The 24,199-nt window shown below is 61.9% G+C and carries 21 protein-coding genes; 5 read left to right on the forward strand and 16 right to left on the reverse strand.

What is annotated here, in order from left to right; translation table 11 throughout:
* Positions 1-26: 26 nt before the first annotated feature.
* From J4D99_RS04055 to J4D99_RS04105, 11 genes are all read right to left on the reverse strand, one after another.
* Positions 27-473, reverse strand: a complete 447-nt coding sequence (locus tag J4D99_RS04055) for an Hsp20/alpha crystallin family protein (protein WP_208130426.1) — start codon at positions 471-473, stop codon at positions 27-29.
* Between the two features lie 217 nt (positions 474-690).
* A complete protein-coding gene (locus J4D99_RS04060; RefSeq protein ID WP_208130427.1) occupies positions 691-1,536 on the reverse strand; it encodes a hypothetical protein in 846 nt (281 codons plus the stop codon).
* A 39-nt stretch (positions 1,537-1,575) separates the two neighbouring features.
* Positions 1,576-2,751 (reverse strand): amidohydrolase, encoded by a 1,176-nt coding sequence (locus J4D99_RS04065; protein ID WP_208130428.1) that lies wholly within the window; start codon positions 2,749-2,751, stop codon positions 1,576-1,578.
* 139 nt (positions 2,752-2,890) lie between these two features.
* Complete coding sequence (locus J4D99_RS04070) at positions 2,891-3,466, reverse strand: hypothetical protein (protein WP_208130429.1); 576 nt, start codon at positions 3,464-3,466, stop codon at positions 2,891-2,893.
* Positions 3,453-4,127, reverse strand: a complete 675-nt coding sequence (gene deoC / locus J4D99_RS04075; protein WP_208130430.1) for a deoxyribose-phosphate aldolase — start codon at positions 4,125-4,127, stop codon at positions 3,453-3,455. The genes J4D99_RS04070 and deoC overlap by 14 nt, the downstream gene beginning before the upstream one ends.
* A 116-nt stretch (positions 4,128-4,243) precedes the next feature.
* Positions 4,244-7,669, reverse strand: coding sequence for a preprotein translocase subunit SecA (gene secA / locus J4D99_RS04080; RefSeq protein ID WP_208130431.1), 3,426 nt, complete (start codon positions 7,667-7,669; stop codon positions 4,244-4,246).
* A gap of 205 nt (positions 7,670-7,874) precedes the next feature.
* Entirely contained in the window at positions 7,875-9,053 is a 1,179-nt protein-coding gene (gene glf / locus J4D99_RS04085; protein WP_208130432.1) for a UDP-galactopyranose mutase, read from the reverse strand.
* A 67-nt stretch (positions 9,054-9,120) separates the two neighbouring features.
* Positions 9,121-10,356 carry a glycosyltransferase family 1 protein gene (locus tag J4D99_RS04090; protein ID WP_208130433.1) on the reverse strand — a complete coding sequence of 412 codons (1,236 nt, stop codon included), beginning with the start codon at positions 10,354-10,356 and terminating at the stop codon, positions 9,121-9,123.
* 135 nt (positions 10,357-10,491) lie between these two features.
* Complete coding sequence (locus J4D99_RS04095) at positions 10,492-11,010, reverse strand: GNAT family N-acetyltransferase (RefSeq protein WP_208130434.1); 519 nt, start codon at positions 11,008-11,010, stop codon at positions 10,492-10,494.
* A 5-nt stretch (positions 11,011-11,015) separates the two neighbouring features.
* Positions 11,016-11,813, reverse strand: a complete 798-nt coding sequence (dapF, locus tag J4D99_RS04100) for a diaminopimelate epimerase (RefSeq protein ID WP_208130435.1) — start codon at positions 11,811-11,813, stop codon at positions 11,016-11,018.
* A gap of 57 nt (positions 11,814-11,870) precedes the next feature.
* A complete protein-coding gene (locus J4D99_RS04105) occupies positions 11,871-13,769 on the reverse strand; it encodes a peptidoglycan D,D-transpeptidase FtsI family protein (protein WP_208130436.1) in 1,899 nt (632 codons plus the stop codon).
* Between the two features lie 179 nt (positions 13,770-13,948).
* Here J4D99_RS04105 and galB point away from each other — a divergent pair, with 179 nt between their 5' ends.
* On the forward strand, positions 13,949-16,396 hold the full coding sequence (galB, locus tag J4D99_RS04110) for a beta-galactosidase GalB (RefSeq protein ID WP_208130437.1): 2,448 nt from the start codon (positions 13,949-13,951) through the stop codon (positions 16,394-16,396).
* Between the two features lie 74 nt (positions 16,397-16,470).
* Here the strand turns inward: galB and J4D99_RS04115 are convergent, their stop codons facing one another.
* Positions 16,471-16,989, reverse strand: coding sequence for a Dps family protein (locus J4D99_RS04115; protein WP_208130438.1), 519 nt, complete (start codon positions 16,987-16,989; stop codon positions 16,471-16,473).
* Between the two features lie 188 nt (positions 16,990-17,177).
* Between J4D99_RS04115 and J4D99_RS04120 the strand changes: the two genes are divergently transcribed.
* Both J4D99_RS04120 and J4D99_RS04125 read left to right on the forward strand, forming a co-directional pair.
* Positions 17,178-18,062 (forward strand): class I SAM-dependent methyltransferase, encoded by an 885-nt coding sequence (locus J4D99_RS04120; protein WP_208130439.1) that lies wholly within the window; start codon positions 17,178-17,180, stop codon positions 18,060-18,062.
* A 163-nt stretch (positions 18,063-18,225) separates the two neighbouring features.
* A complete protein-coding gene (locus J4D99_RS04125) occupies positions 18,226-19,179 on the forward strand; it encodes a Ppx/GppA phosphatase family protein (RefSeq protein WP_208130440.1) in 954 nt (317 codons plus the stop codon).
* Here the strand turns inward: J4D99_RS04125 and J4D99_RS04130 are convergent.
* The 3 genes from J4D99_RS04130 to J4D99_RS04140 are packed head-to-tail and all read right to left on the reverse strand — an operon-like array spanning position 19,176 to position 21,422.
* Positions 19,176-20,504, reverse strand: a complete 1,329-nt coding sequence (locus tag J4D99_RS04130) for a M56 family metallopeptidase (RefSeq protein WP_208130441.1) — start codon at positions 20,502-20,504, stop codon at positions 19,176-19,178. The genes J4D99_RS04125 and J4D99_RS04130 overlap by 4 nt on opposite strands.
* Positions 20,505-20,537: 33 nt before the next feature.
* The gene (locus tag J4D99_RS04135) at positions 20,538-20,999 is read right to left on the reverse strand and encodes a toxin-antitoxin system YwqK family antitoxin (RefSeq protein WP_208130442.1); all 462 of its coding nucleotides are present in this window, start codon (positions 20,997-20,999) and stop codon (positions 20,538-20,540) included.
* Between the two features lie 12 nt (positions 21,000-21,011).
* Positions 21,012-21,422 carry a BlaI/MecI/CopY family transcriptional regulator gene (locus tag J4D99_RS04140; protein WP_208130443.1) on the reverse strand — a complete coding sequence of 137 codons (411 nt, stop codon included), beginning with the start codon at positions 21,420-21,422 and terminating at the stop codon, positions 21,012-21,014.
* A gap of 414 nt (positions 21,423-21,836) precedes the next feature.
* Here J4D99_RS04140 and J4D99_RS04145 point away from each other — a divergent pair, with 414 nt between their 5' ends.
* Positions 21,837-22,901, forward strand: coding sequence for an Ldh family oxidoreductase (locus tag J4D99_RS04145; RefSeq protein ID WP_208130444.1), 1,065 nt, complete (start codon positions 21,837-21,839; stop codon positions 22,899-22,901).
* On the opposite strand, the gene J4D99_RS04150 is transcribed toward J4D99_RS04145, so the two are convergent.
* Positions 22,885-23,529, reverse strand: coding sequence for a phosphatase PAP2 family protein (locus J4D99_RS04150; RefSeq protein WP_208130445.1), 645 nt, complete (start codon positions 23,527-23,529; stop codon positions 22,885-22,887). The genes J4D99_RS04145 and J4D99_RS04150 overlap by 17 nt on opposite strands.
* A 107-nt stretch (positions 23,530-23,636) precedes the next feature.
* Between J4D99_RS04150 and J4D99_RS04155 the strand changes: the two genes are divergently transcribed.
* Positions 23,637-24,173 (forward strand): GNAT family N-acetyltransferase, encoded by a 537-nt coding sequence (locus tag J4D99_RS04155; protein ID WP_208130446.1) that lies wholly within the window; start codon positions 23,637-23,639, stop codon positions 24,171-24,173.
* Positions 24,174-24,199: the final 26 nt, after the last annotated feature.

Genomic DNA, 24,199 nt, shown 5'->3' on the forward strand with positions numbered 1-24,199 from the left:
TGCCGGGTGCCTTTCTGGCCAGTAGCCTAGCGCACTTCGATGTGCTGCTTGGTTACTTTCTCCGTGTCAAAAGGCAGTGTCACGCGCAGCAGGCCGTCGGTGAGCTCGGCCGTGATGGCGCGTACGTTCACCGTTTCGGGTAGGCGGAAGCTGCGGGTAAACTCGCCGAAGCGGGTTTCAACGCGGCGCAGCTTAGGAGCGTCTTCGCCCTCGGTAGCCGGGGCCGGGCGGTTGCCCTTCACCACCAGCTGATTGTCCTGAAAATCGATGCTCACGGCATCTTTGGCCACGCCCGGTAGGGCTAGGTGCAGTTCAAAGCCTTGCGCCGTTTCGAAGATGTCGGCGGCGGGCACGAAGGAAGTAGAAGGCTGGGGCGTAGTCGGCTGGGCATCGCGCAGCAGCTCGCTCAGCATGGAGTTGAAAGCGCGGGTAGGACGAACGGCGGGATGGGTGTTATACAACAGAGCAGACATGGTTAAAGGAAGATGTTAAGGTTGACAGCAAGCCGCCAAACCGGCAGCGCTATCCCTCTTCCTTAAATTTTATGCCGGAGTATCTTAGCGCCAAAAAGTCACTATTGCCTTAAGCACTTCGTCAACCACCAGCCCACTTAGAAACCAAAAAATCACTTATGAGCTTAAAAAGTGGATTTTAAGACCCTAGCTAAATACGCCAAAATGTCCGAAATCCTTAATTCTGGGTCGGCAGTTGCTGCCAATCAGCCGAAGGTTGGTTGCTTAGAAAGGTGTAGCGCAGGTCGAGGCCCACAACGGGCGTACTAGTATTGAGCTTGCCATTGGAAGTGGGCACGCCATTCTTATCAAGCTGAACGACGAGGCTGCTATAGTTGGTTTGGATGCCCACCCAGGGCGTGAGCGTAATCCGCGGGCCGGCCTGCACCCCTATTTCGCCGCGCAGGCTGGTAAAGTCCACCGTACGCTTGTCGGCGTCAAGCTCGGCTTTTTGCAGGCGCAGGAACAGCGCCGGCTCGAAGCTTACGCGCGGGCGCAGCGCAAGACCATTGGGCTGGCTGCCCAGCCGGATAACCTTCTCCACATCGAGGCGCAGGCGCAACAGCGTGCGGCTATACACGGAAGTGGTCGGAAAGGGCGAGGCATTGTAAGGCTCGTCTCCAAAGGCATATTCCAGCCCTAGCCGCTGGCCAAACTGTACCGGCCCTAGCGCCGCGCGGTGGCGCAGCAGCAGCCCCGGCACCACGGCACTGCGGTTGTAAAAAGTGGCAGGCTCCCGGGCGTATCGCAGCGTGGCGCCCCAACTCCATTGAGGATTCCAGTTGTGCTCATAGCCCACCGTCAGGTTCAGATAATCGAGCCCTAGCGCGAGGCGGCGGCCGGCAAAATCTTCGGTTTCGCGCCGGCCGCCCACGCTAAAGTAAGCGTAGTTGCCTTCGGACAGCACCACGGCGGCCTGCAACTCCGGAGCCAGCGCCACCGGGTGCCGGAGGTGCTCTGTGCCCTGTGCCGCCGCCTGGCCCGCACCGGCCAGCAGCATAGCTAGCAATATATTTTTTCGCATAATAAGTCAGACACAATAAGTTACTTGTAAATAAAATTACTAGGCCAGCTCCTGCAGCGTGAGCCAGGCCATCAGGCCCGCGCCAATGCTCAGGGCCTGCTCGTCGATATCAAAAATGGGCGTATGCACCGAGGCCGCAAAGCGGCCATCGGCGGCCCGGGTGCCCAGCCGGTAGAAGCAGGCCGGTGCGGCCTGCGAGAAGTAAGCAAAGTCTTCGGCGGCCAGCCACTGGTCGAGCTCAATCACGTTTTCGGCGCCCAGGTACTGCTCGGCGGCGGCGCGCACGCGGGCTGTCACGGCGGGGTTATTGTCGAGGCAGGGGTAGCCGCGCCGAATTTCGAGCTCGCACACCGCGCCCATGCTGGCCGCTAGCCCCTCGCAGAGCTGCCGCAGGTGCTGGTGCGCCTCGTCGCGCCACGCCTCATCGAGGGTGCGGAAGGTGCCTTCGATGTAGACTTCGTCGGGGATGACGTTGGTGGCACCGTTGGCGATAACCTTACCAAAGCTCAGCACCGAAGGCATTTTGGGGTTGGCGCGGCGGCTCACTATCTGCTGGGCGGCCACGATAAGGTGGGCCGCCACCAGCACCGGGTCGAGGTTGAGCTCGGGCATGGCGCCGTGGCCGCCTTTGCCCTTGATGCGCAGATACAGCTCATCGGTGCTGGCCATGTAGCGGCCCGAGCGCACGCCAATATGCCCCACCGGCAGGCGCGGAAACACGTGCTGGCCCAGCACTTCAGCCGGGGCGGGATTTTCAAGCACACCGTCTTTTATCATCAGCGAGGCGCCGCCGGGCAGCAGCTCCTCACCGGGCTGAAAAATCAGCTTCACGGTGCCTTTGAAGTGGGCTCGCTGCTCGGTGAGCAGGCGCGCTGCCCCTAGCAGGCAGGTGGTGTGCACATCGTGGCCGCAGGCGTGCATCACGCCGGGGTTCAACGACTTATACTCAATGTCGCTTAGCTCTTGAATAGGCAGCGCGTCCATGTCGGCGCGCAACGCCACCACCGGGCCACCCGGCTGGCCCTCGATAAGCGCCACCACGCCGGTGCCGGCCACTGCGTAGGGGGCTAGCCCCAGGTCTCGCAGCTGCCGGGTCACAAAGGCCGAAGTTTCAGTTTCTTTGAATGAAAGCTCGGGGTGGGCGTGCAGGTGGCGGCGAATGGCCGATAGCTCGGGGGCTAGCGCGGCGGCGCGGGTTTTTATTGTCTGAACCACGGATTCGGGCGGATTTATCGGATTTTACGGATTTTGTAGCTGGACACTAGGGCCAATCGGTCCAGCATCCTCAGTGGACAGCAAGCCTCGTCCACGAAATCCGACCAATCGCAAAATCCGTCGAATCCGTGGCTCAGACTTACGGCACCTTATTCAGGAGCACCTGCATAGGCTCGAGCTCGGCGCGGGGCACAAACTGCCGCACCCGGGCCAGGCCCCGGGCGGCGTCGAGCTTATTGGTATAGTCGCCGATGTAGAGCCGGTACACCGGCTGCTTGAAGGTGATGTAGTCCGTCTCGTCGGGGTAGCGGCTGATGATTTGGCGGCGGATGTTCATCACCTGGTCGCGCTCCAGCCCCAGGTAAGCCCGCACCCGGAAGCCGCTGGCGTACTTCACATTCTGGTTAGTAAAGGCCTGGTCGCGCAGGCGCTGCTCTACCTGCGCCGTAACGTGGGCTGTGGGCGCAGGCGCCGCCAGCTTGGTGGCCGGAGCGGCCGGCTTGGGGCTAGCGGCGGGCATGGCCGGGCTAGCCGCCGTGGGCGCGGCGAAAGTGGGCCGGTACTTAGTCAGGTCTTCGGTGGGTACGCCGGCCGTGGGCTTGCGCGTGGTATCAACCGGCGTTTGGGCGCGGGTGGTGGGGGCAGCCGGGGCCGTGGCCGCGCAAGCCGCCAGCAGCGGCAGGCTCAGGAGCAGCACAGCGTTAGGAAGGCGCATTTTCATCTTCTTGCAAAATTGCCAGACTGTTGGACGTGCCCAGGCGGTCGGCGCCGGCGGCTAGTAGAGCTAGGGCCTGCTCGCGCGTGCGAATGCCCCCGCTGGCCTTGATGCGCACCCCGGCCGGAAGCACGCGGCGCAGCGCTTCTACATCGGCCACCGAGGCGCCCCGACTGGCAAAGCCGGTGCTGGTTTTTACGAAGTGCGCGCCGGCCTCGGCGCAGAGCCGAGCGGCAGTTTCCAGTTCTTCTTCGCTGAGCAGGGCCGTTTCGATGATGACTTTCAGTAGCGAATTGTGCACGTCGGCCAGGTCGGCCAGGTCCTCGATTTCGGCCTTCACCGCATCGAGTTGGCCTGATTTCAACAACGATACGTTCAGCACCATATCCAGCTCGGTGGCGCCTTCGGCCATGGCTATTTCGGCCTCCCGAAACTTGACCCGACCGCTGCTGTACCCGAGCGGAAAGCCAATAACCGTGCACACCGCCACGCCCGAGCCATCGAGCTCGCGGGCGGCCAGTGCCACGTGGCACGGCGGCACGCAGGCGCTGGCAAAGCCATGCTGCCGGGCCTCTTGGCAAAGCTGAATTATCTGGGTTTCGGTGCAGTCGGGCCGCAGCAGGGTATGGTCGAAGGTTGCGGCGAGGTTGGGCGTGGGCATAGGGCAAAGGTACGCACGCGGCCAGGGCTAGGGTTTGCTACGCAGGCCCACAATCAACAAGCCCCGCCCGGTGCCTAGGCACGAGACGGGGCTTGTTCGGCTTGGTTGGTGGCAGCTTACGCCTCCTCTACCAGCACGCAGCGCTCGGCGGCTAGGTCCTCTTCTACCGTCTTGTATTTGACGTCGCGCTTGATGCTGCCGTCCATGTACTGCACGGTCACTTTATCGTTGCGGTTGGCTACTTTCTGGCTGCGCACCGGCTCCTGCTTGATGGCCGGGGCCAGGCCCACACCGAGCTCAGCAGCTTGGTCTAGGTCTTCCGGGCCGGCACCGAGGCTCACGTCCGAGATAGCTTTCTCGGCCTTCAGCTTGGGCAGGGGCTCCACGATGTCGTCTTCGTAGTAAGAATCGGGCTCGGCAAAGCCGGCCTCGGCTGCCACCGGCACATCGGCCTTGAAGAGGAAGCCGGCGGTGCTGTGGTTTACCTTGCTCAGCATGCGCTTGAACAGCTCAAAGGCTTCAAACTTGTAAACCAGGAGCGGGTCTTTCTGCTCATACACCGCGTTTTGCACCACCTGCTTAAGGTCATCCATCTGGCGCAGGTGCTGGGTCCAGGCCTCGTCGATGGTCGAGAGCACGGCGCCCTTCTCCATCTGGCGAATAATGTCCAGCCCATTGGTAGCCTGGGCTTTACGCATGTTGGCAATTACCTGGGTGTGCTTGTGCCCGTCGGTGAACGGGATGGCGATGTTCTCGTAGGGCGTGTTCTGGCTCAGCAGGTCATTTATCATCGGCAGGGAGTTCTGGCCGATGTGCTCGTTCTTGCTTTCGTAGTAGCCGGTGGCCTCGTCGTAGAGCTTCTGGGTGAGGCGCTCGGCGGGCAGGGCCGCAAACTCTGCCTGCGTGATGTGCGTGTCGTAGCCGAAATCCTTGATGATGGCAAGCTTGAAGTCCTCGTAGTCGTTGCTGACCTTGTGGCCGGCCGCGATGTCCTCGCTCACGTCGTAGATGAGGTTGAGAATATCCAGCTCCAGGCGCTCGCCGAAAAGGGCATTGCGGCGGCGGCGGTACACTACCTCGCGCTGGGCGTTCATCACGTCGTCGTACTCCAGCAGGCGCTTGCGGGTGCCGAAGTTGTTTTCCTCTACCTTCTTCTGGGCGCGCTCAATCGACGAGGTAATCATCGAGTGCTGAATCACTTCGCCTTCTTCCATGCCCATGCGGTCCATGAGCTTGGCAATGCGCTCCGAGCCAAAAAGACGCATCAGGTTGTCTTCGAGCGATACGAAGAACTGCGACGAGCCCGGGTCGCCCTGGCGGCCGGCGCGGCCCCGCAGCTGGCGGTCGACGCGGCGGCTTTCGTGGCGCTCGGTGCCGATGATGGCTAGGCCCCCCGCCTCACGCGAAGTCTCGCGGAGCTTAATGTCAGTACCACGGCCGGCCATGTTGGTGGCGATGGTCACGGTGCCGGGGTAGCCAGCGGCGGCCACAATCTCGGCCTCGCGCTGGTTCTGCTTGGCGTTCAGTACTTGGTGCTTGATGCCGCGCAGCTTCAGCATGCGGCTTACCAGCTCGGAGATTTCAACCGACGTCGTACCTACTAGCACCGGGCGGCCGGCTTGTACTAGAGCCTGAATTTCTTCAGCCACCGCATTGTACTTCTCGCGCACCGTGCGGTACACTTTATCGTGGTCGTCTTTGCGCGAGATGGGACGGTTAGTCGGAATCACTACCACGTCGAGCTTGTAGATTTCCCACAGTTCGCCGGCTTCGGTTTCGGCCGTACCGGTCATGCCGCCCAGCTTGTGGTACATGCGGAAGAAGTTCTGCAGGGTCACCGTGGCGTAGGTCTGGGTGGCATCTTCAATGCGCACGCCTTCCTTGGCCTCGATAGCCTGGTGCAGGCCATCGGAGTATCGACGGCCTTCCATTACGCGGCCGGTCTGCTCGTCTACAATCATCACCTTGCCATCCTGGCTCAGGATGTACTGGTCGTCGCGCTCAAACAATGTGTAGGCTTTCAGGAGCTGGTTCACGGTGTGCACGCGCTCGCTTTTCTCCTGGTAGTCGCTCATTAGCTGCTCCTTTTGTTGCAGCTTTTCTTCGGCAGTCAGCGCGTCAGCTTTCTCAATGGCGGCAATCTCGGTGCCGATGTCGGGCATGATGAATAGGTGCGGGTCTTCGCCCTGCGCCGTAATCAGGTCAATGCCCTTTTCAGTCAGCTCAATCTGGTTGTTTTTCTCGTCGATGGTGAAAAACAGCGGCTTGTCGGCCTCCGGCATCTGGCGCGAGTTGTCGGCCAGGTAGTGGTTTTCGGTCTGCTGCAAAATCACGCGCATACCGGGCTCCGAAAGGAACTTGATGAGCGGCTTACTCTTGGGCAGGCCGCGGTAGGCGCGGAACAGGGCTAGTCCACCGTCGCCGTCCTTGCCGCCTTCAGTGGCGCCGGTTTTGCCTTCGGCAATAGCCTTGCGGGCCTGCACCAGGTAGCTCTGCACCAGCTTCCGCTGCTCATCTACCAGGCGCTGAATGCGCGGCTTGAGCTGCAGGAACTCGTGCACGTCGCCCTTAGGGACGGGGCCCGAGATGATGAGCGGCGTCCGCGCATCGTCAATCAGCACGGAGTCCACTTCGTCGACCATGGCGTAGTGGTGCTTGCGCTGCACGAGCTCACTAGGGTCGCGGGCCATGTTGTCGCGCAGGTAGTCGAAGCCAAACTCGTTGTTGGTGCCGTAGGTAATGTCGGCTAGGTAGGCGTTGCGGCGAGCGTCGGTGTTGGGCTGGTGCTTGTCGATGCAGTCCACCGTGAGGCCGTGAAACTCAAACAGCGGCGCATTCCACTCCGAGTCACGCTTGGCGAGGTAGTCGTTCACGGTTACGAGGTGCACGCCGCGGCCCCCTAGCGCGTTCAGGAACGCGGGCAGAGTCGAAACCAGCGTTTTACCTTCACCCGTGGCCATTTCGGCAATTTTGCCCTGGTGCAGCACCACGCCGCCAATCAGCTGCACATCGTAGTGCACCATGTCCCAGGTAATCTCAGCGCCGGCGGCCAGCCACTTGTTGCTCCAGGTAGCCTTTTCGCCCTGAATAGTTACGTTGCTCTTGGTGCGGGCAATGTCGCGGTCGATGTCGGTGGCCGTAACTACCAGCTGGCCGTTCTGGGCGTAGCGGCGGGCGGTTTCTTTTACAATGGCGAAGGCCTGCGGCAGGGCGTCGAGCAGTGCGGCTTCGAGGTCTTTGTTGCGCTGCTTTTCGAGGGCGTCAATTTGCTCAAAAATGGCCTCCTTGCGCGATACGTCGAGGTTGGGCTGGGTATCAATCTGGTTTTGCAGACCGCCAATCTGCCCGTCGATGCCGGCTAGCCTGCCGTCAATCTGCTGGCGGACTTCCTGGGTACGCTGGCGCAGCTGGTCGTCGGTGAGGCCGGCCAGTTTGGCATATTCCGCATTAATGAGAGCCACATAAGGCACCACGTCCTTGAGGTCCTTTTCTGCTTTGGAGCCAAACAGCTTGGCGACGGTTTTGCCGAGGAAATCTAACATTGGGTAAACAAATTGACTAAAAAGGACAGCGCGTTCTGGACAAATTTACGGCCTGCTCGCTTAATGAGGCGACAGGCCATAAACTATAAAACCCCGCACGCTCAAAAAGAGTGCGGGGTTTTAGCAGGCGGAAATATTGACAGGTGTGGCTAGGGCAAGGTTTGGCCGATTAGGTAAGGCACTGCCAAACCTTGCCTTATACCAACTACTCTTTGGCCGGCTCGCGGTTGATGAGCTTCTCGACCAGCGAGGTCGAGCCAGCAATGGCTGGGCGAACGGGCTTGGCAGCCTCTTCCTTGTCCGTCAGCTTCTTATAAAGCGTGAGGGCCTGTGCTACTACCTGGTCCATGTTGTAGTACTTGTAGGTAGCAAGGCGGCCTACGAAGTGCACATTGGGCGTCTCATCAGCGAGCTTCTTGTACTTGGCGTACAGCTCGGCGTTTTCGGGCATGGGCACCGGGTAGTAGGGGTCGCCCTCGGCCTGCGGGTACTCGTACACGATGGCCGTTTTGGGATGGCTCTGGCCCGTGAGGGCTTTAAACTCAGTGATGCGGGTGTAGGCGTGCTCGTTGGGGAAGTTTACCACTGGGGCAGCCAGGTGCTGCTCCTTGTTCAGGGTGTCGTGCTTGAATTCGAGCGAGCGGTAGGGCAGCTTGCCAAACTGGAAGTCGAAATACTCGTCTACCGGCCCCGTGAAAATCATCTCCTTGAAGGGAATGAACTTAATCACCTCGTGGTAGTCGGTATTGAGCATGATTTTGATGTTCGGGTGGTCGAGCATCTTTTCAAACATGCGGGTGTAGCCGTGCAGCGGCATGGCCTGGAACGTATCGGTGAAGTACCGGTCGTCGCGGTTGGTGCGGGTAGGCACACGGCTCGTTACCGATTTGTCGAGCTGCGAGGGGTCTAGCCCCCACTGCTTGTTGGTGTAGTTCTTGAAAAACTTGTTGTAGAGCTCGCGGCCTACTTTGCTCACTACTACGTCTTCCGAAGTCTTGATAACAGGCACCTCCTCAGCTACCGAGGCAAAGAACTCCTCTACCTGGAAGCTAGTGAGATTCAGGCCATAGAGCTTATTAATCGTATCGAGGTTGATGGGCATCGGCACCAGCTGGCCATCAACCGAGGCGAGCACGCGGTGCTCGTAGGGGCGCCATTCGGTGAAGTTGCCGAGGTAGTCAAATACGTCCTTCGAGTTGGTGTGGAAAATGTGCGGGCCGTACTTATGAATTAGAATACCGTCCTCGTTATAGTGGTCGTAGGCATTACCCCCAATGTGGCTACGCTTATCAATGATGAGCACTTTTTTGTTGCTGCGGGTGGCTAGCCGCTCGGCCAGCACGCTGCCAGCGAAGCCGGCTCCGACGATGAGATAGTCGAACATGGGAGGAAAATTTAGAGGATGTGTGGAGTAGAAACCGTTGCGTAGTCGGGCGTGAGAGAATAGCGTATCAGGCGGTATTAGAGGGGGCTAGCTGCTTGGCGGCCAAGCGCTCCTGCATGAGGGTTACCATGCGCTGCCAGGTCAGGTCCCAGCTGATAGTAGCCAGGTAGTCGTCGGTGCGGGTACGCCACTCGGCGTCTTTGCCCTGCTCGAGGGCGCGGGCAATGGCTTGGCCAAAGTCCTTGGGGTCGTCGGCTATCTGCACCAAGTTGAGGTCGCCGTAGGGCCGCACCACGTCTCGGATGCTCGTGCTCACCACCGGCCGGCCGGCAGCCAGGTATTCTGGTGTTTTGGTGGGCGAGATGAATTCGGTGCTTTCATTGCGCGCAAACAGCAGCGTCGCTACGTCCCAGCCGCGCAGGTAGGCCGGGAGTTCCTGGTAGTTTTTGCCGCCCAGATAGTGAATATTCTCATTATGCGGTAGCGAGGCGGGGTCGATTTTCACCACCGGCCCTATTATTACGAATTGCCACTGCGGATGGTTCGTGGCCAGCTGGCCGAGCAGCTCGATGTCGAGGCGCTCATCGACCACGCCAAAGAAGCCCACGCGCGGGTGCGGGATGCCGGCCTGGTCGGCGGGCTCGGCCAGCTTGGGGTCGCGGGCCTGGCCAAAGTGGTCTTTGTCGATGCTGCTCGGAAAGGCATGGGCATCGTTGTGCTGCTCGCGCTTGGCCTCGTAGAGGCGCTGGCCGCCAGTGAAGACGAGGTCGGCCTGCTGAAATAGCTCCTGCTCACGCTCACGCAGGGTGGGCGGGGCAAATTTGAACTGGGCCAGCTCATCCATGCAGTCGTACACGGTGAGTACCGGCTGAAACTCACGGGCCCGGCTCATGGCCATGGGCGTGTAAATCCAGAAAATGTAGGTATCGAGGCTGTTATCGGCAAAAAACTCCTTCAGCACTGCTACCTGGGCCTCGTCGCTAGCCGCCTCGTCGTGGCGCAGGTGCTGAGGTAGGTGCACTACCAGCACTTTCACGCCGTTTTGCCGTTCCTTCACCTCCATGTGCGGCTCGATGAGGTCATCGGCGTGGTAGAAGGCATCTTCTACATAGAAAACGCGGCCGTGCTGCGCGAAGCGCGACAGCAAATGTTGGGGCCGCTGCCAAACAAAATCCCAGTGTAGGTGCGCAAAACACACCAAATCGGGCAGCGAATACGTAAGAGAGTTTGCGTCGGCTAGGCCCGCAGCCGGAGCGGTGGCGGCGGCACGCGTAGGTGCCTCCGCCGGAGTAGAAAGCGGCATGAAAAAAGACAGGAAAGAGCTTTAAGAGCCACTTTAGCCGGGTAAGAGCGTCCAGCGAGTGGCACCTGCCGATTCTACGCAGCTAGTACTGAAAAGGATATGGAAGAGCTTAAAATGGCAGTTTTTCGCGCCTACTCACCCATCGTTTCTCAGTATAAATTGCAACTCCACTGCATTTGCCCAGCCAGTAGAGGTATTTTCCCGTAGCCAGTCGTGCCGCACACCCACCCGCCGAAATCCGGCTTTAGCGAATAGTCTGAGGCTAGCGCGATTACTCGCCGCTACGGTGCAGTATAATTGGTGCAGCCCCAACTGCTGGCGGGCGTAGGGCAGCAGCCAAACCAGTGCCGCCTGGGCGTAGCCCTGCCGCCGGGCGCTTTTCACTACCGAGATACCGACGCCCGCTCGCTGGTGCAGCGCCGAGTAGTCGTACAGGTCGAGGGTGCCAACCGGCTGCCCATCATTGGCACTGATAATCAAGCGCATTTGGCCGACTTCGGCGAGGCTAGCGGCGGCGTGGCGCAAATATTCACGCAAAGCGTGGCGCGAAATGGGCGCGGGGAGCACATCGGAGGCAGCCCACAGCTCGGGGTCATTTTCGAGCTGAAATAAAAATTCTAAATCGTCGGGTTCGAGGGCACGCAGGGTCACCATAGTGGCTAGATTTCGCCGCCAAAAACGCGCACGGCCGGGCCGCTCAGCCACACGTTTTCGAAGCCGCCGTCGGGGCGGTGGTCGAAGGATACTTCGAGCAGGCCGCCCGCGGCTTGCAGCTGCACCGGCGAGCTGGCACCGCGTGCCGAGGCAGCCAGCGCCACCGCCGTGACGCCCGTGCCGCAGCTCAGGGTTTCGTCTTCAACGCCGCGCTCGTAGGTACGTACCGGCCATGGGTGGCCGGGGTCGGCGGGCACCTGCACAAAGTTGACGTTGACGCCGGCCGGGTCGTAGGCCTGGTCATAGCGAATGCTGTGGCCGTGGCCATACACGTCAAACTCGGCCAGCGAATGGTGCTCTTCGGGGTCGAGAAAGTGGATGTGGTGCGGCGAGCCGGTGTGCAGAAACACGTCGTCCTCCCCTACCCCAGCCAGCTGGGCCGGGGCTACGTCTATCATCTTCAGGCGCACGGTACCGTCGGTTTCCACGCGGGCTTCGTGCGGGCCATCTACGGCCAGAAAGTGGGCGTCATTTTTAATAACCCCTAGGTACTTAGCGAATGCCACCAGGCAGCGGCCGCCGTTGCCACACATGGTGCTGGGGCGGCCGTCGGCGTTGAAATACACCATCTCAAAATCGTAGCCTTCGCGGGTACGCAACAGCATCAGGCCATCGGCCCCGACGCCGAAACGACGGTGGCAGAGCGCCGCAATGCGGGCGTGGTCGGTGTGGTCGAACTGCTGGGCACGGTCGTCGATGATAACGAAGTCGTTGCCGGTACCCTGGTATTTATGGAATTGCATGGCGAGAAAGCAAAAGCGACCCTAGCGGCGCTTGCAGCTACAAAGAAAACATGCGCATTAGTGCCCCTGGCTGGCCAGGTCGCCGCAGCGCAGCCAGTTTTCCCACTTTTTGCGCTTGGGGGCAATGTGGCCGCGCAGGTATTTTTCGATGAGCAGGCTAGCCAGCGGCGCCGCCGAAAGACCGCCGAAGCCCGCGTTTTCGAGGTACACGGCCACCACAATCTTCGGCTTGGTGGCCGGGGCGAAGGCGGCGAAGGTGGCATGGTCGTCGCCTTCGTCGTTTTGCACGGTACCGGTTTTGCCTGCCACCGTGATGCCGACATCGGCGAGGCTAGCCAGCTCGGCGGTGCCGCCGCGCTGCATAGCGGCTTCCATGCCGGGGATGAGGGCAGCAAATTGAACACTGTCTACCAGCGTGCGGTGGCGCTCGGTAAAGCGGGCTAGCGGGCCACCCTTACCCACAGCCTTCACAAAATGCGGCGTAATATACCAGCCACGGTTAGCAATGATGGCCAGCACATTAGCCATTTGCAGGCCGGTCAGGTTGATTTCGCCCTGCCCGATGCTGAGCGAATAGATAGACTTGAAATTCCAATTGCGGGTGCGCCGCGCCTTATCATAATACGCCGCCGTGGGCAGAAAGCCGGGCTGCTCGCGGGGCAGGTCGACCCCGAGCAGGGTATCGAGGCCAAACGAGCGCACGTAGCGCCGCCAAGCCATAAGATGGGCGTGGCGCTGGGCTACCGTGTCGGCCAGGGTAGCGGCCGAGTCGGGCCGCGGCTCAACTACGGCCCGCAGGGTCTGGTAGAAATACGGATTGCAGCTGTATTTCAGGGCCATCGTGAGGTTGCGAGCCTGCGGGTGCGGGTGCACGCAGTTAATGAGCGACTGGTCGCAGGGAAAGGGCGTGTGGTCGGTAATGGCCCCTAGCTGCAAGGCCACGGCGGCATTCACGAGCTTGAAGACCGAGCCGGGCGGACTAGCCTGCACGGCCGGCCGATTGAGCAGAGGGCGGTTTTCGTCGTCGAGCAGCAAAGCCCGGCGCTCGGCGTTGCGGCCGGGGGCCGTGAGCACGGAGGGGTCATAGGTGGGGGCCGACACGCAGGCCAGGATTTCGCCGGTGCTCGGGTCGAGGGCCACCACGTAGCCCCGGCGCTCGCCCAGCAGTCGCTCGGCATAGGCTTGCAGCTTGGCGTCGAGGCTCAGGTGCAAATTTTGGCCTTGCTGAAACGTAGTGTCGGTGGCCCAGGCGCCGTGCACCCGGCCGTGGCCGTCGGTGAGGGGATGGTAGGCGCCACGGTGGCCGGCCAGCAGGGCATTGTAGTAGCCTTCGAGGCCGCTGTTGCGCAGGCGGTAGTAGCGGCCGCGCGCCAGCTTCTGGGCCAGATATAAAAACTCGGGGGCGGCGGCCGGCTGGTAGCCCAGCACGGGCGCGGCCAGGCTAGCTACATTGGCGCGGGTGCGGCGCCGGCGCACCGCTAGCCGCGGATACTCGCGGGCGTGGCGGCGCAGGCTGTCGGCCTCGGGCTTGGTAATGGCTAGCTCGATGGGCCAGCGCTGCGCGCGGGGCGGGGCGGGCTTGGGCTTGGCCGTATCGGGGGCGATGTAGCCCGTTGAGTCGGGCACCGGGGCTGGGCGGTGCGGCGGTGGCGGCGCGGGCAGGCGGGCGGCAAATACGCGGGCCTGCAAGGCACCCTCGGGCCAGCCCATCAGCTTGTTAAAGGCTGCCGTGTCGAGCGGCGCGCCTTTGGGTATGCTGAGGGTATAGGTTACTTCATTAGCTACTAATAAGGTACCGTTGCGGTCGTAGAGCCGACCGCGCACGGGGGTGTACACCTCGCGGCACTCCAGGTATTCCTCGGCTGGGGCAGTGGGGGCCGGGCCGGTGCACGCCGCTACGCTCAGCCCGCTTAGGGCCGCGAATAGCTGCGGCCAGCCCGCTAATTTTCTTCGCAAAATGCCAAGCATTGTGTAAAGCTAGGGCTTTGTGGCTTAGCCTCGGCCACCAGGCCCGCCCAGCGGAGTTGGGCGCTCGCCCAACTCCGCTGCCAGCCCGCCAAACCGCCTTTGCAGCCCCTGGCCGTAACTTGCCCGCCGATGCGGGACGCCGGTTTTGGCGGCTGCATATTCTTCTTATGCCTATTCATAAACCTTTGGCGGCGGCCCTGCTGCTGGCTACTAGCCTGTCCGCCGCCGCCCAAAGCCGCCAGGAAACGCTGCTTACCACCGACTGGAAATTCAGCAAAGGCGACCAGCCCAATGGGGCCAAACCCGAGTTCAACGATGCCAAGTGGCAGACTGTGCGGGTGCCGCACGACTGGGCCATTACGGGGCCATTCAACGGCCAGAATGACGCGCAGGTGGTAAAAATTGAGCAGAATGGCGAGAAAGAAGCCACGCTTAAATCGGGCCGCACTGGCGGGCTGCCCTTCGTGGGCGTGGGCTGGTACCGGCGCACCCTAGCCGTGCCCACATTGGGCAAAAACGGCCAGGCCATCCTGCTGTTTGACGGCGCCATGAGCAACGCCCGCGTGTTCGTCAATGGCAAGGAAGCCATGTTCTGGCCCTATGGCTACAATTCGTTTTCGGTTGATATCACGCCCTTTCTGCGGGCTAGCGGGACTAATACCCTAGCGGTGCGGCTGGAAAACCAACCCGAGTCGTCGCGCTGGTACCCGGGCGCGGGCCTCTACCGCAACGTGCACCTTATCACCACTAAGGGCGCGCACGTGCCGGTGTGGGGCACCTACCTCACCACGCCCGAGGTATCGACCAGCGCAGCTAAGGTGAAGCTCAAAACCCAGGTAGTGGCCGCCGGCGCGAAGGGCCTGACGCTGCAAACCAACCTGCGCGACGCCAGCGGCCGGGTAGTGGCCAGCGCCACCACGCCAGTGACGGGCGCTGAGGTCGAGCAAGATTTCACAGTAGCTAGCCCCCGGCTATGGTCGCCCGAAACGCCGACTATGTACACGGCTGAGTCGAAGCTGCTGGCTGGCAGCGCGGTGCAAGACACGTACAAGACGCCCTTCGGCATCCGCACCTTCAAGTTTGAAAAAGGCAAAGGCTTCTCGCTCAATGGGCAGCCGCGCAAGTTCAAGGGCGTGTGCAACCACCACGACCTCGGCCCGCTGGGCACGGCCGTGAACGTGGCCGCGCTGCGCCACCAGCTGGTGCTGCTCAAGGGTATGGGCTGCGACGCCATCCGCACTTCGCACAACATGCCCGCGCCCGAGCTGATGACGCTCTGCGACGAGCTAGGCTTTATGGTGATGGTGGAGTCGTTTGACGAGTGGAAGGCGCCCAAGGTGAAGAATGGCTACAGCCAGTACTTCGACCAGTGGGTGGAGAAAGACCTAACCAACATGGTGCACCGCGACCGCAACCACCCTTCGGCCATTATGTGGAGCATCGGCAACGAGGTGCCCGACCAGAGCACGCCCGAAGGTCCGGCCATCGCCAAGCGCCTGCAAGACATTGTGCACCGCGAAGATCCCACCCGCCCCGTGACGATGGGAATGGACCGCTACGACGACGATTTCAAGTACGGCATTGCCGCCGTGCTCGACATTCCGGGCTTCAACTACAAGCCGCACCGCTACGCCGATGCCATCACCAAGCTGCCGCAGGGCTTTCTGCTAGGGTCCGAAACGGCCTCGACCGTCAGCTCGCGGGGCGTGTATAAGTTTCCGGTTGAGCTGGCTAAGAATAAGCAGTACCCGGATAACCAGTCGTCGAGCTACGACCTCGAATACTGCCCCTGGTCGCAGATTCCCGACATCGAGTTTGCGGCCCAGGATGACCTGCCTTTCACATTGGGCGAGTTTGTCTGGACGGGCTTCGACTACCTCGGCGAGCCCACGCCTTATGACGAGAAGTGGCCCTCTCACAGCTCGTATTTTGGCATCATCGACCTCGCCGGCCAGCCCAAGGACCGCTACTACCTCTACCGCGCCCGCTGGAACCCTAGCCAGCCCACCGTGCACCTGCTGCCGCACTGGACCTGGCCCGGCCGCGAAGGCCAGGTTACGCCCGTGTTCTGCTACACCAACGGCACCTCGGCCGAGCTTTTTGTGAACGGCAAAAGCCAGGGCCGCCAAACCAAGGCCGGCACCGGCGCCACCGACCCGCAAACCCGCTACCGCCTCGAGTGGAAAGACGTGGTGTACCAGCCCGGCAGCCTTAAGGTGGTGGCCTACGATGCGCAAGGCAAAGCCATTGGCACCGAAGAGGTTCGCACCGCTGGCAAGCCCGACCACATCAGGCTTGTGGCCGACCACTCCCGGCTAGCTGCCAATGGCGAAGACCTTGCCTACGTTACGGCCCGCGTCGAAGACGCGCAGGGCAACCTCTGCCCCGAGGCCACCAACCAGCTGCACTTCACGGTGAGCGGCGCGGGTAAGTTCCGCGCCATCGGCAACGGCGACGCTACCAACCTAGAGCCCTTCCAGCAGCCCCAGATGCACGCCTTCCAGGGGCAGCTGGTGGCCATTGTGCAGGCTAGCAATGCGGCTGGTGCTGTGCAGGTGAAGGCCACGGCGCCGGGCCTCAAAGATGGCATTACCCAACTGACTACCAGCAAGTAGTTTACCACACACAATAAAAAAGAAAGCCCCAGCTCGTACGAGCCGGGGCTTTCTTTTTATTGGCAACTAGCAGCTTAGTTTACCTCGCGGCTAGCCTCGAAGAGGAACCAGGCGCGACGCTCGGCCTGGTCGATATACACTTCGAGCAGGCTGGCGGTAGCCACGTCCTTGATGTCGTCGGCGATTTCGTGCGTTTCACGCATATTTTTTACCAGCTCACGGTTCTCGTTTTGCAGGTCGATGAGCATATCGAGCGGATTCTCAAATACGTCGTCGTTGTCTTTTACGCGCTGCTTGCGGCTGATTTCCCCAATCGAGTGAATGGTGGGGTAGCCCAATTTGCGCACGCGCTCAGCCACCTCGTCGGTGATAGCAAAAATCTGGTCGGCCTGCTCGTCCAGCAGCAGGTGGTAGTCGCGGAAGTGACGGCCGCTCATGTGCCAGTGGTAATTCTTCGTCTTGAGGTAGAGCGCAAACAGGTCCGATACTAGCAGGTTCAGGCTATCGCTGAGTTTGGCGCGGCCTTGCTCGTCGAGGTCCGAAGGCGTGTGTAGCAGCGTGGGCTTGGCGAGCTTTTCTTGGGTGGCGGGCATAAGATGAGTTTTAGATTAAGTATTTAGTAATCAAAGGCTTAATAAATAAGCCGCAGGTCTACCTGTATGTACGCAATCCAACCGTGCTGGTTTAAAAAGAGTGAAATAATCTGCATCTTTCCATTGCTAGCCCGACCTTTGCCGGTCTTAGCACGGGCAGCGCGCCCGCTAACCCCGCTTTCTTGCTCGTGTACGACTTCCTGACTACCTCTCCCTGGCCCGACTATGAGCTGCTTGACTCCGGCAATTTTCAGAAGCTGGAGCGCTTTGGCAAGTACATGCTAGCCCGCCCCGAGCCGCAGGCCATCTGGGATATGGCCCTGCCCGCCAGCGAGTGGCACAAGGCCGACGCCACGTTTGCCCGTGCCCCCGGCAGCACCGAAAAAGGCCAGTGGAGCCTCAAAAAAGGCATGCCCGAGCAGTGGGTTATCGCCTACGAGCGGCCCGGCGGCCTGCGGCTGAAGTTCCGGCTCGGGCTGTCGTCGTTCAAGCACGTAGGCTTGTTTCCGGAGCAAGACCCGAATTGGCAATTCATTTATAACCAGACCAACGCGCGCCGCGCCAAGCTGCCACGCGTGCTCAACCTGTTTGCCTACACCGGCGCGGCGACCCTGGCGGCCCGCGCCGCCGGCGCCGACGTAACGCACCTCGACTCGGTGAAGCAGGTCAACTTCTGGGCCCGCGACAATATGGAGGCTAGCGGCCTCGATGGCGTGCGCTGGCTCGTGGAAGACGCCATGAAATACGTGCGCCGCGAGGTGAAGCGCGGCAGCAAGTACCAGGGCCTCATCCTGGACCCGCCCGCCTACGGCCGCGGCCCCAACGGCGAAAAGTGGCAGCTTGAAGATGAGCTCAACGAATTGCTTAAGCTCAGCCAGCAGCTGCTCGACCCGGAGGACCACTTCTTCGTGGTGAATCTGTATTCGCTGGGCTTTTCAGCTTTGATTCTCGACAACCTGACCCAGGCTATTTTCCCCGGCAAAAAGGCGGTGCGCGAGCTCGGCGAGATATACCTGCACGACGCCAGCCAGCGGAAATTGCCGCTCGGCACGTTCTGCCGCTTTGCCACTTAACCTACTTACCTCCTCCTGGCCCGTCTGTCATTGCGAGCCTGCGAAGCAATCTTTCCTTTTCGTTCGCATTGTTGGATTAGCGGCCCTAGCGGCAAGGACAGATTGCTTCGCAGGCTCGCAATGACAGCCGATTTTACTGACTGCTTTCTAGCACTAAATCCTCATGCACGCCCCCGTACACCACCGCCGGCTAGCCCTTATCGATATGGGTACCAACACCTTCCACCTGCTGATAGTGGAAGACCGGCCCGGCCAGCCGCCCCACGTACTGGTGCGCACCAAGGTGGGCGTGCGCCTCGGCGAAGGCGGCATCAGCAAGGGCGAGATTGCGCCCCTGCCCTACGCCCGCGCCCTGCAAACGGTGCGCGGCTTCAAGGAAGAAATAGAGCTGCACGCCGTGACGGAGGTGCGCGCCACGGCCACCAGCGCCATGCGCGTGTCGCGCAACGGCCCCGATTTGGTGCGCGATATCATGGACAGCACCGGCATTCAGGTAGAAGTAATTCCGGGCTACCGCGAGGCCGAGCTCATCGCCAGGGGTATTCGGCAGGCCGTGCCGCTAGGGCCGCAAAAGCACCTGCTGATGGATATAGGCGGCGGCTCGGTCGAGTTCATCATTGCCAACGAAGACACCATTTTCTGGAAGCACAGCTTCGAAATCGGCGCCCAGCGTTTGCTCGACAAGTTTTTTCCGGACCCTAGCGGCGTGTTTCCGCCCGCGCAGCTACGCGCCGAGCTCGAATACCTAGCCGAAAAGCTAGCCCCGCTCACGGCCGCCGTGACCGAGCACGGCCCGCTGGCCGGCCTGGTGGGCAGCTCGGGCAGCTTCGACACCCTGGCCGATATGCGCGTGGGCCAGGTGCGCCGCGAGGCCGACCTGCCGCCCAGCACGCCGCTGGCGGTGGCCGATTTTGAGCAGCAATTTGCCCAGCTCCTTACCCTCGACCACGACGGGCGGGTGGCGCTGCCGGGCATGTTCCCAATGCGCGCCGATATGCTGGTAGTAGCCAGCGTTATTGTGAAATATGTGCTGACTACCTACGGCTTAACCCAGATTATCACCTCGGCCTACGCTCTCAAGGAGGGGCTGCTGGCCGAGCTGCTGGGCCGCGGCTAGGGCTGCTCTTGAAACGTAACGGGCACCGTGAAGCTCACGGCTACGGCTTGGCCGTCCTGCTTACCGGGCACAAAGCGCGGCAGCTTGCGGATAGCGGCTACCACGGCCTCGTCGTAGGCCGGGCCGAGGCTTTTGATGACTTTGGTGTCGCCCACGCTGCCATCGGCCTGCACAGTGAAGCTGACAAAAACTCGACCCTGCTGATGCACGCCGGCCGGATACGTTAAATTGGCTTGAATCTGCTCCACGATGGGCATTATGCCAGGATTATCAGGCAATTGGGGCATCTGGTCCACATACGTGTAGACTTTGCCAGCGGCGTCCACTGCTGATACGGGCACCGTAGTGAGCGTGGGTGGCGGTGGCGGCGGAGGTGCCACTGCCTGATTGGCCACTTTTTTGGCGTTGCCCGGTGTGGGCTGGTCGTTGTTCGACTGGCAGGCCGATGCTAAAAACACGCTGCCCAGCACGGGCAAGGCTAGCCACTTCTTCCAGCGGCGCACGGGCTTCTCATTCTGTAACATGGTGATACGGGTTAAGGTGAAGGAAAAGGCAAACGACTGTACCAAAGAAGAATAGCCCACCACGCGGCGCGCAGCTAGCCGCGCCAGCAGCGACGGGTAGGGCGCGGGGGCCAGCGCATCGGCGGGGCTAGCCACTTGCAGCAGGGCCTGCCAGTCGGCCAGCAGCTCGTGGGTGAGGCGCAGCGCGGGCAGCAGCAGGTGGGCGAAGGGATTGAACCAGAGCAGCGCCCGCCAGATTTCGAGCCACAGCACCTCCGCGCTGTGGCCCTGGCGCACGTGCCCCAGCTCGTGGGCCAGCACCGACGTGGCCTCGGCGGGCGTGAGGTCGGCCGTGTCATCCCAAAAAATGGTGTGGCCAAAGGAGCTGGTGGGCAAGCGGCCGCCGGTGTAGGCCAGCACATAGCCGGGCCGGCGCTCGCGGGGTAGGTGCCGGGTGGCGCGCCGCAGCTGCCCGTAGCGGTAGGCCAGGCAGCCCAGCGCCACCAGCACGCCTAGCAAATACAGGCCGACCAGCCACGGGCCGGGCTGCCAGCTGGCGGCTGGCACGGCGGCGAGCGGCACGGTCGGCCGGGCCACTAGTTGCTCCACTAGTATTCGTGATGCATGGGGGGCTAGCCAACTGGCCACGTCGGGCCGCGGCAGCAGCGGCAGCACCAGCGCCACTACCGGCGCCAGTAGCAGCAGGCCACGGTTGTAGTCAAAGCAGCGCTCGCGGCGCAGCACCAGTCGAAACAGCAGCCAAATAACCCCCAGCGGCAGCAGGGTACCCACTAGCCAACCCATCAGAAAGGAAGTATCCATAGCGCAGAAAGTAATTATATATTAACTAAGCAGTTACTTAGCCAGAGGCATTTGGCGAGCAGCTAGGTGGCGGGTGTTGGTGCGCTTGCCCAGGGTATAGACTTGCACGCTGTCGAGCGCCCCGGCGGGCGAGTAGTAGTTCCAGTCGCCGAACCAGTAGAAGTGCAGGCCGTCGGGCTCGTCGGCCAGGCGCGCGTGGCCCTGTTTTGCTACCCGGCCGCTAGGGTAGTAGTAGGTGATGTCGCTGAGGCCATGGCGGCGGTAGCGCTCCTTATGCTGCAGTTCGCCGGCCTGCGCGTAGTAGCGCCAGCGCCCCACCGGCTGCCCGTGCCGGTAGCGGCCCCGCATAAAAAGCTGCGTGTGAGCGTCATCATAGTACGTACGGTAGCGCCCTTGGCGGTCGCCCTGGTGGTCGGTACGCCCGGTAGTTAAGTGGGTGCTGGTGCAGGCCGCAGCTAGGGCCAGCAGCAGGCAGAATAGCAGAAGGCGTAGCATAGCGTGGCGGGCTTAGGCTGGGGGCTGGTTTTCGGCGGGCGAGTCGGGGGCAGCCCCGTCGTCCTGGGCCTGGCGCAGAAGGGCATCGAGCTGAGCCGCATCGAGGTTTTCATCCTGGGCAAAGAAGGATACCAGCTGGCTGAATGAGCCGCCGAAGTAGCCGCGCAGCAGCTTGCGCAGCGAAAAGCGCCGGTAGTCGTCTTGCGCCACCAGGGCGTGGTAGCGGTAGCCGCGCCCCACCGGCTCGTAGCCCACAAAGCCTTTTTGCTCCAGAATGCGCACGATGGTGCTCACCGTAGTAAGGGCCGGCAAGGGTGCGGGCAGCGCCTCGCGCAGGTCTTTGACGTAACTGGGGCCTAGCTGCCAGAGCAGTTGCATTACCTGCTCCTCGGCGCGGGTTAGCTCAGGAAAGGGAGGTTGCATAAGGTATTGAATGATAGCTTAGTTGATTGGCAGTTTGGCAGCAGCGGCAGTAGGTAGTTGGTCGGGCCGGCTGGCCTTACCCTAGCGGCTTGGCTGGCCAGCACAAAAGGGGCTTCGGGGCTACCTGAGCGGCGCTTGGTAGTGCGGCACTCAGTAGCCCATCAGCCAGCTAGTTGCGGCTTCATAAATGCCGGTTAGCATCAGCCACCCGGCTAACTTGACGCTAGGTACGATATTTTTTGACTAATTATTTAGTTTATAACTATAAAATTAGTTTATAAATCATAAACCCTTGACTAGCAGCAAGTATAATTTCGCCAGCATTTACTACTCCGCGTCGGCCCTTGCCGGGCAGTAGGTTTGCAGGGGCTAAGCCGCCGGGCCCTTTGCTCGTGCGGGCCAGCCTTTTCTGCCATGTCTACCTTCTCCTACCAACAGCTGTTCACCTTCGCCGAGCGGGTGTTTCTGGCCCTCGGCTGCTCCGAGGCCGACGCTACCCTAGCCACCGAAACCCTGCTCTCGGCCGATTTGCGGGGCGTCGATTCGCACGGGGTGGCGCGGCTCTCGGGCTACGTGCGCCTCTGGGAAGCGGGCCGCATCAACGCCCGCCCGCGGGTGGGCATCACGCACGAAACACCCAGCACCGCTGTAGTAGATGGCGACGGCGGGCTAGGCCTGGTAGTGGGCCCCAAGGCCATGCGCATTGCCATGCAAAAGGCCGCGCAGGTGGGTACCGGCTGGGTATCGGTGAAGAACTCCAACCACTTCGGCATTGCCGGCTACCACGCCATGCTGGGGCTGGCGCAGGACATGATAGGCATCGCCATGACCAATGCCTCGCCGCTGGTGGCCCCCACCTACTCGCTCGATAGACTACTGGGTACCAACCCTATCGCCGTGGCCGTGCCGGCCGGCGAGCAGCCCGACTTTGTGCTCGACATGGCCACCACTACGGCCGCCAACGGCAAGCTCGAAATCGCGCAGCGTAAAAACCTGCCCATTCCCGAAGGCTGGGCGCAGGATGCCGCAGGCAACCCCAGCACCGACGCCAACGCCGTGAAGAACGGCGGCGCCCTGCAGCCGCTAGGGGGTGCCACGGGCTCGCACAAGGGCTATGGCCTGGGGGCAGTGGTTGATATCTTTTCGGCCGTGCTGAGCGGGGCCAACTATGGGCCGTGGGTACCGCCGTTCGTCGCGTTTTTGCAGCCGCCCACCGACCCCGTGGGCCAGGGGCTAGGGCACTTCTTTGGGGCCATGCGGGTCGATGCCTTCCGGCCCGCCGACGAGTTTAAGCAGCACATGGACAAGTGGATAACGACCTTCCGCGAGGCCAAGGCCGTGGAGGGCAAGCAGGTGCTCATCCCCGGCGACCCCGAGCGCCAGATGGCGGCGCACCGGCTCATCGAAGGCATTCCGCTGCTCGATGCCGTGGTGCAGGATTTAGAGAAAACCGGGGCCAAGTTTAGCGTGAAATTGTAGCGCGCAGCTCCTTGTCGTCGGCCGGGTTGGCGCGGCTAGCGGCCACCAGCTGCACCACCAATACCCAGCCCACGGCGCTGCTCCAGCCGGCCAGCACGTCGGAGGGGTAATGCACGCCCAGGTACATGCGCGCCATACCCACACTTAGTGCAAAAAGCGGGGCTAGCGCCCACCAGCGACGGTGGCGCGGCAGCACAAAGAACAGCGCCGTAGCCAGCGCCGCCGTGTCCATAGCGTGGCCGCTGGGGAAGCTGAAGGTGTGCTCGGGCCGGATGCTGACCCACAGCGCCGGCCGGGGCCGCTGCACGGCATATTTGATGGCCTGCGTGAGCAGCATCGAGCCTCCCAGGCCGGCCGCAAACAGCCAGGCCTCGCGCCGGTGGCCGGCCCAGGCCAGCACGCCGGCCGTGAGCACGCCGGCCGCTACCATCGGCCCGGTATTGCCCACAATAGTGAAAAAGATGGCTAGCCCATCGAGCGCCGGGGTAGCGTGGCGGTGCAGCGCCAGCAGCACGGGGCTGTCGAACGGCGCCCGGCCAGCCCCTAGTATCAGGGCGGCCATCGTGCCAAACGTGGCCCAGGCCAGGGCGGCGGGTAGCCCCAGGCGGCGAAAGGAAGCAGTGTCCATAGTGGGCCAGTAGCGAGTAGGGAACGCCGGGCATACGCAGAACCAGTGGCCACAGTGGCACTATGGCTACCCGCTTTTACTTTGTCGGCCCGCTTATTTTTCCGTCTATGCTGCCCTTCGCTACCGACCGCCTGCTGCTTCGCCCCCTAGAGGCCGATGACGCCCCTGGCATGTTTGCCCTCGACAGCGACCCGGCCGTACACCGCTACTTAGGCGGCATCGGCGGTCCGCGGGCGGCTAGCCCCACCGATAGCCTGGCCACCATCGCCTTTATTCAAGCGCAGTACGTGGCCAATGGCATCGGGCGTTGGGCCGTGACCCTGCGCGCCACCGGTGAGTTTATAGGCTGGGCCGGGTTGAAACTGGTGGCTGGCCCGGTGAACGGGCAACGCGATTTTTATGACTTGGGCTACCGTTTCCTATCCAGCTATTGGGGCCAAGGCTACGGCTACGAGGCCGCGCAGGCCTGGCTAGGGCATGGCTTTGCGGGGTTGAAGCTACCCCGCATCTGCGCCTATGCCGCTGTGGAGAATATCGCCTCGTGCCATATTCTTGAGAAGATAGGGCTGGCGCCGGGCAATGAATTTGTGGAAAACGGCACGGCCTGCCGGTGGTACGAGGCGCGCAACCCGGCGCTGACGTAAGTTGCCGGCCCTCCTCCAATGCTTCT

The sequence above is a fragment of the Hymenobacter sp. BT559 genome (assembly GCF_017571525.1).
Lineage (GTDB): Bacteria > Bacteroidota > Bacteroidia > Cytophagales > Hymenobacteraceae > Hymenobacter > Hymenobacter ginsengisoli.